This is a genomic window from Helicobacter sp. CaF467b, assembly GCF_022664765.1.
GTDB classification, from domain to species: Bacteria; Campylobacterota; Campylobacteria; order Campylobacterales; family Helicobacteraceae; genus Helicobacter_D; species Helicobacter_D colisuis.
The window spans coordinates 678,760-687,667 of sequence record NZ_JALAIY010000001.1; the positions used below are offsets into that span (position 1 = coordinate 678,760).

7 protein-coding genes and 1 pseudogene are annotated in these 8,908 nt (G+C 33.1%); 3 read left to right on the forward strand and 5 right to left on the reverse strand.

From position 1 onward, the window contains the following. Nucleotide 1 precedes the first annotated feature (1 nt). Nucleotides 2-2,008 (reverse strand): methyl-accepting chemotaxis protein, encoded by a 2,007-nt coding sequence (locus MKD52_RS03560; protein ID WP_242099269.1) that lies wholly within the window; start codon nt 2,006-2,008, stop codon nt 2-4. A 141-nt stretch (nt 2,009-2,149) separates the two neighbouring features. On the opposite strand from MKD52_RS03560, the gene MKD52_RS03565 reads away from it, so the two are divergent. Beyond that, on the forward strand, nt 2,150-3,181 hold the full coding sequence (locus MKD52_RS03565; RefSeq protein ID WP_242099270.1) for an SLAC1 anion channel family protein: 1,032 nt from the start codon (nt 2,150-2,152) through the stop codon (nt 3,179-3,181). Between the two features lie 23 nt (nt 3,182-3,204). On the opposite strand, the gene MKD52_RS03570 is transcribed toward MKD52_RS03565, so the two are convergent. The 4 genes from MKD52_RS03570 to MKD52_RS03585 form a co-directional block, all read right to left on the reverse strand. Next, the gene (locus MKD52_RS03570) at nt 3,205-5,058 is read right to left on the reverse strand and encodes a primosomal protein N' (RefSeq protein WP_277930806.1); all 1,854 of its coding nucleotides are present in this window, start codon (nt 5,056-5,058) and stop codon (nt 3,205-3,207) included. 3 nt (nt 5,059-5,061) lie between these two features. Continuing rightward, nucleotides 5,062-5,289, reverse strand: coding sequence for a hypothetical protein (locus MKD52_RS03575; RefSeq protein WP_112058061.1), 228 nt, complete (start codon nt 5,287-5,289; stop codon nt 5,062-5,064). Next, a complete protein-coding gene (locus MKD52_RS03580; RefSeq protein WP_242099272.1) occupies nt 5,289-5,522 on the reverse strand; it encodes a hypothetical protein in 234 nt (77 codons plus the stop codon). The genes MKD52_RS03575 and MKD52_RS03580 overlap by 1 nt, the downstream gene beginning before the upstream one ends. A 157-nt stretch (nt 5,523-5,679) precedes the next feature. Further along, complete coding sequence (locus MKD52_RS03585) at nt 5,680-6,432, reverse strand: hypothetical protein (RefSeq protein WP_112058063.1); 753 nt, start codon at nt 6,430-6,432, stop codon at nt 5,680-5,682. Nucleotides 6,433-6,605: 173 nt separating this feature from the next. Here MKD52_RS03585 and uvrB point away from each other — a divergent pair, with 173 nt between their 5' ends. Continuing rightward, the gene (uvrB, locus tag MKD52_RS03590) at nt 6,606-8,582 is read left to right on the forward strand and encodes an excinuclease ABC subunit UvrB (RefSeq protein WP_242099273.1); all 1,977 of its coding nucleotides are present in this window, start codon (nt 6,606-6,608) and stop codon (nt 8,580-8,582) included. 80 nt (nt 8,583-8,662) lie between these two features. Then, nucleotides 8,663-8,908: pseudogene (locus MKD52_RS03595) on the forward strand (hypothetical protein); the annotation flags it as partial.

Sequence of the window (8,908 nt, forward strand, 5' to 3'; positions counted from 1 at the left end):
GCTAGTATTTTTTCTTATTGACATCTTCTAAAATATCATCAGCTAAATGTGCAACATCTCGACTAATAAGGCTTACATCATTGGCAATTTGATTATTTTCTTGCGTGATGGTTTCTACTTCTTGAATAGAATGTGTAATATTTTCCATAGATTGAGCTTGAAGATGGATGATATTTCCAGCTTCGTTGATAGATTGCACAAGTGTATTGGTGTATGATTCGATTTCATTGAGAGATTTGCTTGTTCGTTCTGCAAGTTTTCTGACTTCATCAGCTACAACTGCAAATCCCCTTCCATGTTCTCCAGCTCTTGCAGCTTCAATAGCAGCATTGAGAGCTAGGAGATTAGTTTGATCGGCAATATCTTGAATAATTTTTAAGATATTTTTAATTTCTTCGCTTTGTCTTGTAACTTCCTTTATTGTTTGATTGCTTTCCTGCATGTTTTCAGCAACTTCTGTAATTGTGATAACGCTATCTTGAAGAGCATTAGTTTGGGTATTTGATTTTTGCACAAGTGTATTTAGCAAATTCATTAAATCGTTGCTTTTAACTTGCAGAGTTTTTGAACATTGGAAGCTGAAATTTAGCATTTTAGAGACTTCTTCGCCTAGATTGTTGGTGATAATTTCTACCTCACCCTTAGGATTTTGTATCCTTTGGGTAAAATCCAGAGAAGAAAAAGATTGATGCACTTTTGCAATATCTGTCAAATTAGAACCAATGCTATTTTGCAGAGAATCAAGCATAGAGTTAAAAACTTCTTTAAGTTCTATAAGGCGTGGATTATTTGGAATTTGATTGATGCGTTTGGTTAAATCTCCTTGTTTGATATTATTGGAAGTTTGCATAAAGTCATGAATAGTGTTTCGATCTTGCTCTATTCCAAGTTTAATGTTTTGAGCATTGGAGTTAATCATCATTCCCATAATCCCTAATTCATCTTTACTTTTAAGAGAAATATTGTGGAAGTTATCTTTTTTGTTATTTAGATAATCAAAGAAATCCTGTAAGCCGTATTTAATGAGATTAATGCGTGTGTAGATGAGATGGCTTACTCCAAACATTATTATACAAATAAATAAAAGCACTAAAAGTGAAATTATAGAGGCAAAGTTGCGATTTGTTTTTGCAGTTTGTAGCATTTCTTCTAAAGGGATATTGGCAAATACTGCCCAATGTGTGCCATTTTTTAAAGTAAGTGGTTCCATAATAGTGGTGATTGGAGCATTTGTATTTGGGCTAATTCTATCAAAAACAATTTCTTTACCCTTAAGAACTTCTTTAAGATTTTGTGCTGCACTTTTATCGACACTTTCCATGGATCTTCCAAAAACATGGAAAAATTTATGATGTAGAATTGTGCTTTGATGGGAAAGTAGCACGATAAAACCGCTTTCTAAGATTTTAACCTGCTTAATAGTGGAACCGAGTTTTTCTAAATCAAAAGAAATTCCACTAAAACCTATAATTTCATTGTTGTAGTGAATGGGTGTGAAGACATAGATGGGAGCATATATTGGTGTTTTATCTGGACTATCTTTTGATTTTAGAGTTTGTTTGGGGATAAATAAAACAGAATCTTTAGTGTCTTTAAAAAGTGAATAGACTTCATTAGCTTTAAATTGTAGATTTTCATTGCCACGACTAGCGGTATAGCTTTGGTCATTACCTAACCATATAAAAGCGGACTTGTAATAAGGATTTTTTTGAACAATATCTTGTAGAAATTGTTGTAAAAAATCAAGATTATTGAGATTTCTTTGTGCAAGCAAAGCAATATTGGAAGAAGAATCAAAGGCGAGGTTAATTTCTGATTCAATACTTTGTGCATAAGTTTTTAGAATAGCTTGTGTGTATTTGGTAGTGGTTTGTTTGGCAAAATCAAAGTTTTGATTTCCTACAAAAAAAACAATAATTGATAATCCAATAACCGCAGCAGTAAAACTTACAAAAATAATCTTAACTTTAAGACTAAAATCATCAAGTTTTTGAAAAAAAGAAGGCATTACGAATTCTCCATTAGATTGAAAATTTAAAAAATTTGGATAAATATTATAGCATAGACAAAAAAATACTCATGTGATTTTGTCTCATTTATTTAAAGTAAATTGGAATATACTTCCATAATTTTTTTAAAAAGGTTAATTATGGAAGAAAATAAAGAAAGTATGGAAGAAGATTATTGGTTAGTTCATTTTCCTATTATGTTCTTTGCTTCGGTGATGGGTGTTGGTGGTTTGTCTTTAGTGGTTAATAAAAGCATTGATATTTTTGAGTTACATGAATCTTTAGGATGGCTATCTGTGATTTGTGTTGCTATCAGTGTGGCTTTGTTAGTGGCAATAGTTGGCTTGTATGGATTGAAAATAATCAAATACCCAAAAGCTTTTCTTAAAGAATTAAAGCATCCTGTTAGAATTAATTTTTTTGCAGCAGTTTCAGTGTCGATTTTGATTGTTTTGATGTTGGTTTTGCCTTATATTGGAGATGGATTTGCTTTGGTGTTGTTTTGGATTGGAGCCTTATTACAGCTTATTTTTAGTCTTTATGTAGTGAAATATTGGTTTGTTAATGAAATGAAACAAAAAATGGCAAGTCCTGCGTGGTTTATTCCTATTGTGGGGAATCTTATCGTTCCTTTAGCGGGAATGAAGTTGAATATAGCCTTGGGAGATGTGATTGTAAGTTATGAAGTTTTGATTTTTTATTTTGGAATGGGAACTTTTTTTTGGATTCTTTTAGGAGCTGGTTTGCTTTTTAGGCTTATTTTTGGAGAAAATCTTCCTCAAAAATTTCTTCCTACACTCTTTATTTTTATCGCACCCCCTAGTATTTTTGGGCTTGATGTTTTGCTAATGTTTAATGATTTTATATCAATGGGAAGTTCGTATGTGATTGCTAGTGCTAGTTTTAGTGTGGCTTTATTTTTTATTTTTTTGATGGCAAGTATTTTTAATGTATTTTTAAATATAAAATTTGCGCTTTCGTGGTGGGCTTTTACTTTCCCAATTGCTGCTTTTACTCTTTGCTCATTGGAACTTTATATTGCAAGTTATTCTCCTATTTATAAGGTGTTTGGAATTTTGGGAGGAGTGTTGTGTGCAGTGATTGTGTTTGTTGTAGGTTTTAGGACATTGATTGCTATTAAAAATCGAGAAATTTGCGTCATAGAAGAGTGAGTTGATTTTGTTGAATTAAGCCCTTAATTAAACTCAATGGGATCAATGTCAATTTCGCAAGGAATATTTTTGATTTTTAAGAGTGTTTGGTGTAGGGCTTTTGCTTCTTTAGAACGTAATAAAATGACATAACGCCATTTATTAGCAATTTTTTCAATAGGTGCTATTCCATATCCAACAATTTCGACTTCATTTGTTTGATTTTGTTTAAGGACTGCTAGAATTTCATTTGTAATAGCCACTGCAACTTCTTGCTTTTTGTGTGAAATTTTAATGAGGGCTAAACGCATAAAAGGGGGATAGAGATGCTCTCTAAAAGTTAATTCTTCTTGCAAAAATATTTCATAATCATTGAGATAATTTCTGAAAAAATCTTCTTGAAGGGTTTGAATGATTACTTTTCCATTTTCCTTGCGACCACTTCTGCCTGATAATTGAAACATTAAAGCCAAAGCTTTTTCCCTAGAGCGATAATCACTCCCCTTTAAAATATAATCAAGTCCTAGTGCTACACTTAAGGAAACATTATGATAATCATGTCCTTTGGAGAGCATTTGTGTGCCAACAAGAATGTCAATTTTGTGATGATTGAATTTTTTTAAAGTCTCTTTGAGTTTTCTTTGTGTGGTGATAGAATCTCTGTCAAAACAAGCAATATTGGCATTGGGGATTTCTTTTGAGAGATGATTGGCAAATTCTTGCGTTCCAATCCTTAAAGAGCTTAAAGCACCACCACAAATGGGACAAGATTCTGGGATAGAGCTTGTATGGTGACAATAATGACATTTTAGAGAAGAATCTTTGCTGTGCAAACTCATAGAAACACTACAATTTGGGCATTGTATATTATTTCCGCAAGTATTGCAAAGGAGATGTTTGAAATTTGCCCTTGTGGGTAAAAAAACAATAGATTGTTTATGAGCTTGGAGATTTTCTTTGAGATTTTGCAAGATAAGGGGGTGTAATTCATTGCTGTTAGGGAAAAAGAGAAATTCTTTTTTACTTTGATAGTAAGTGCCTTTTAGCCTAAAAATGCTTTTGTTTTGTTTGAATTTATAATAGGTGCTAGCAAGTGGTGTAGCGCTACCAAGGAGAATTTTGATATTAGTTTTTTTGGCTAGATAAAGGGCAACATCTCGAGTATGGTAGCGTGGAGATGAGGAAGATTTATAGGCATCATCGTGCTCCTCATCAATAATAATTAGCCCTAAATGATCTAAGGGGAGAAAGAGACTAGATCGTGCTCCTGCTAAGATTCTAATTTCTCCATTGCGTAGCCTTTTTAGGATTTCTTTTCGTTTTTTGCTGCTTAGCTTAGAATGCCAAAAGGCTAAAATATCTCCAAAAACTGCATAAAGACGCTTTTCCATTTGAGGAGTTAAGGAGATTTCTGGCATTAATAAAAGTGCATTTTTGGATTGCTTGAGAGTTTGATTAAGGAGGTGGATATAAATTTCTGTTTTTCCACTTCCTGTATCTCCAAAGAGTAGGGAACTTTGATGGGAATTGATAAAGTTTAGTGCTTGGATTTGTTTGGGGCTTAAATTTGGTAGAGTAAAATCTAGGCTTGTTTGCTTAATAGGGGTAGAATTTTTAAGAAAAGGGGTAAAGATTCCATAAGCAACAGAGCGCGAAGTACAATAATAGCTTGTGATAAATTCGGCTAAATCTAGTTGGTTTTTAGAAAAGTATTCTTGTGTGGATTCTAAAAATTTGCATTGAAAATTTGGTTTGTTGCAAGGTTGGAGCACCACGGCATTTTTAGTGCTTTTTAGCAGGGGAACTTTGATAATATCACCAATATTCATAGGGGTTGTGGAAACATAGGTTAGCAAAGGAGAGTTTTGCTTTAGAATAGCAACTAGATAATAAAACAAGATTTAGGGATTTTTGTTGGATTCTAAGATTTGGTTGGCTTTTTGGATTGTTGTTTTGAGAGTGTTTGAGATTTCTGAAGCTTCCAAAAAAGCCTTGAGTAAGTCTTTTGGGTTGATATTTTGACTTTCATCAATGAGATGATTTAAGGCTATTAGGGTTTCTTGTGAGATTTCTTGTGTTGGAATATCATAATGCCTTCCAACAATACAAACACGAAGAATATTATCCATTAGTGACCAAGAACATTTTGAATTTTGTTTAAGACATTTTCTAACTCTTTTTCTTTTGAGCCGATTTCATCATAAAGTGAACTGATTTCTGTATTTTTAGCTTCATTTTCAGCTTTTAAAAGCACAATTTGTTGTCGTAATTGCTGATTCTCATCGCGTGTTCTTTGTAATTCTGTGATTAAATCATCTATGCCTTTTAAGAGTTTGTTTGAAATATTTTGTGCTTCTTCCATTGTGTAAAACCTTTTGCTTGGGAGTGAAAAATGTATTTTAACATTATTTTCTGAAAATATGAAAGTTTCTAAGAATAGAAAGCAAAAAATTTAGTAATTTTAATTAAAAATGCTTTGTAGGTGAGTGATAGAAAACCATAAAGAGCAAAAAAGCTCTTTAGTTGATTTTTCGAATTTCTTTAAATTTAACCCACGCCACAATTTGAACAATGTAGGAGATGATAGTAAGTAAAATACCTAGAAGCGGGATAAATATTGTTAAAGTCGCAATTACACTAATAATGAAGGCATAGAAAAACAATCTTTCATTGGTAGCTTCTGAAAGTAATGAATAATATTTATAAGAAAAATATAGCGCACTAATTGCAATAATAAAACCGATAATACCAGCAAAACCAATACCTGCAAATATGCCTGAATCTGCATTTGAAAGAGCTCCAACCACAGCAGAAACTGTTGAAAAAGAAATGATAATAGTTGAAATGAATGATAAGACTGCTGAGATAATGAAATTAAAAATTATTGACTTGCAACCCGATTCTCTTGAGATTCCAATGAGTGCGAAAATATAAACAACCACTCCCGCAATAGCAAAAAACCAACCAAGAAATGGAATAAAAGCAAGTGCAGAAAAAATTATTCCAATATACGCCTTAAGTTTAATGGAACTAATACTATTGTCATTTAGCGAATTGGTAATAGAATCCACAACATTTGCAGAAGATTTGGTAATAAAAATAGCTTTTGCACTAGCTTTTTCTCCAGATTCATCAATTTCGAAATCTACTTCACATTTTTCTAAACTTTGTTCGCTTCTACCTTCAAGATTTTGAATATCTTGTAGGTGAAATTGATACCTTTTTCCATCATCACCACTGATGATTCCACTGCCCAATATTACTCCACGCATTTATATGTCCTTTAGATTAGAATTTAGGATAAAATAATAAAGATAAAATTAACAAAAGTCAAGTATTTTAATCTTTAAATAAAATTAAAGTTTGTGCTAAAAATAGAATCTAGAAATTTTGACTATAATTGCAACTATACTTCACAAACTTCACATAAGGATTCTTGTTTGTTATGCAAAAGTTTATTTTAAATTCATCCTATAAACCTGCAGGAGATCAACCTCAAGCCATAAAAAAATTAAGTAATTATATTAAGGGTGGTTCGCAATACCAAACTTTAATTGGTGTAACAGGTAGCGGAAAGACTTTTTCAATGGCACACATTATAGAAGAGTTGCAAATACCAACGCTTATAATGACGCATAATAAAACTTTAGCAGCACAGCTTTTTAGCGAATTCAAAGGTTTTTTCCCAAAAAACCATGTGGAATACTTCATCTCTCATTTTGATTATTATCAGCCAGAGGCATATATTCCAAGGCAAGATTTATTTATTGAAAAAGATTCGAGTATTAATGAAGAATTAGAGAGATTACGACTATCGGCTACAACTTCGCTTTTGGCTTATGATGATACGATTGTGGTGGCTTCTGTATCAGCAAACTATGGATTGGGGAATCCAAAGGAATATTTGGAAATGATAGAAAAGTTTGAAACAGGAAGTAGCTATAATCAAAGAAATATGCTGCTTAGACTTGTTGAGATGGGTTATAAACGCAACGATTCTTTCTTTGATAGGGGGGATTTTAGGGTTAATGGTGAAGTGATTGATATTTATCCAGCGTATAGTGAAGATGAAGTGGTGCGGCTAGAGTTTTTTGGAGATGAGTTAGAGAAAATTGCGATTTTAGATAGTGTGGATAAAAAGCCCTTAAAATCTTTAGAATCATTTGTGCTTTATGCAGCAAATCCTTTTATTGTTGGGGCAGATAGATTGAAAGTGGCAATTAAAAGTATTGAAAAAGAACTTGCAGAGAGATTGGACTTTTTTAAAAAAGAAAATAAAATGGTGGAATATGAGAGACTAAAATCGCGCACCGAGTTTGATTTGGAGATGATAGAATCAACAGGGATTTGCAAGGGGATAGAGAATTATGCACGACATTTGACAGGTAAAGCACCAGGAGAGACACCTTATTCTTTGCTAGATTATTTTGCTCAAAAAAATAAGCCTTATTTATTGATTGTTGATGAATCGCATGTGAGTTTGCCACAATTTGGCGGAATGTATGCAGGGGATAGGAGTCGCAAGGAAGTGCTTGTGGAATATGGATTTCGTTTGCCAAGTGCTTTAGATAATCGTCCTTTAAAATATGAGGAATTTATCCATAAAGCCCCCCATTTCCTTTTTGTCTCTGCAACACCTGCGCAGAAGGAATTGGAACTAAGTGAAAATCACACAGCAGAACAGCTTATTCGCCCAACAGGATTGCTTGATCCCCTTTATGAAGTTTTGAGTGTAGAAAATCAAGTTGAAGTGCTATATGATGAGGCTAAAAAAGTCATTGCAAGAGGTGAGAGAGTGCTTGTAACAGCACTAACTAAAAAAATGGCAGAAGAGCTAACGCGCTATTATAATGATTTGGGGCTAAAGGTGCGTTATATGCATTCTGAAATTGATGCGATTGAGCGGAATCAAATCATTAGAGGGCTTAGAGTTGGGGAGTTTGATGTTTTAGTAGGGATTAATCTTTTAAGAGAAGGATTAGATTTACCCGAAGTTTCTTTGGTAGCGATTCTAGATGCAGACAAAGAAGGTTTTTTGCGTAGTGAGACTAGTCTTATACAAACTATGGGAAGAGCAGCTAGAAATGTTAATGGTAAAGTTTTGCTTTTTGCTGACAAAATTACCCCTTCACTTAAAAAAGCAATGGAAGTTACAGATTATCGTCGCAACAAACAAGAGGCTTTCAATAAAGCTCATAATATTAAACCTCAAAGTGTTTCAAGAAAGCTAGATGAGAATCTTAAAAATCAAGATTTAGGAATGCTTTATGAAAAAGCTAAAAAGAAAGAAAAAATGCCAAGGCAAGAGAGAGAAAAATTGGTTAAAGAATTGACTAAAAAAATGCATGAAGCGGCTAAAAGACTTGATTTTGAAGAGGCAGCAAGATTAAGAGATGAGATAGTAAAAATGCGGAATTTATAATCTAATAAGAAATATATAACTCTTACACACCTGAAGAAAAAGAGGCTTTATTTGCCTTTGGAGAAGAGTTTGGAGGAAGATTGAAGAGTGGAGAGGACAGCAACACTCAAAAACTTATTGATGCTTTGCAAAAGAGTAATTTGCCTTTAAAATCAAGTGCTTTAAAGATACTTAATGCTATTAATAAGCCCACACTTAGACAAAGGCAGTTAGAACTCATTGAATTAATCCGTGCTGATGAGAGTGGAAGCTCTTTAGCCTTTTTAATTGAAGTGGCAAACACCTCTCCTAAAGCCTCTAAAGCACTTGGAGATATACTTAATGCC

Coding starts and splice junctions, on each gene's coding strand:
- MKD52_RS03560 (WP_242099269.1), bottom strand. CDS start 2,008: ATGCCTTCTTTTTTTCAAAAACTTGATGATTTTAGTCTTAAAGTTAAG.
- MKD52_RS03565 (WP_242099270.1), top strand. CDS start 2,150: ATGGAAGAAAATAAAGAAAGTATGGAAGAAGATTATTGGTTAGTTCAT.
- MKD52_RS03575 (WP_112058061.1), bottom strand. CDS start 5,289: ATGGATAATATTCTTCGTGTTTGTATTGTTGGAAGGCATTATGATATT.
- MKD52_RS03580 (WP_242099272.1), bottom strand. CDS start 5,522: ATGGAAGAAGCACAAAATATTTCAAACAAACTCTTAAAAGGCATAGAT.
- MKD52_RS03585 (WP_112058063.1), bottom strand. CDS start 6,432: ATGCGTGGAGTAATATTGGGCAGTGGAATCATCAGTGGTGATGATGGA.
- uvrB (WP_242099273.1), top strand. CDS start 6,606: ATGCAAAAGTTTATTTTAAATTCATCCTATAAACCTGCAGGAGATCAA.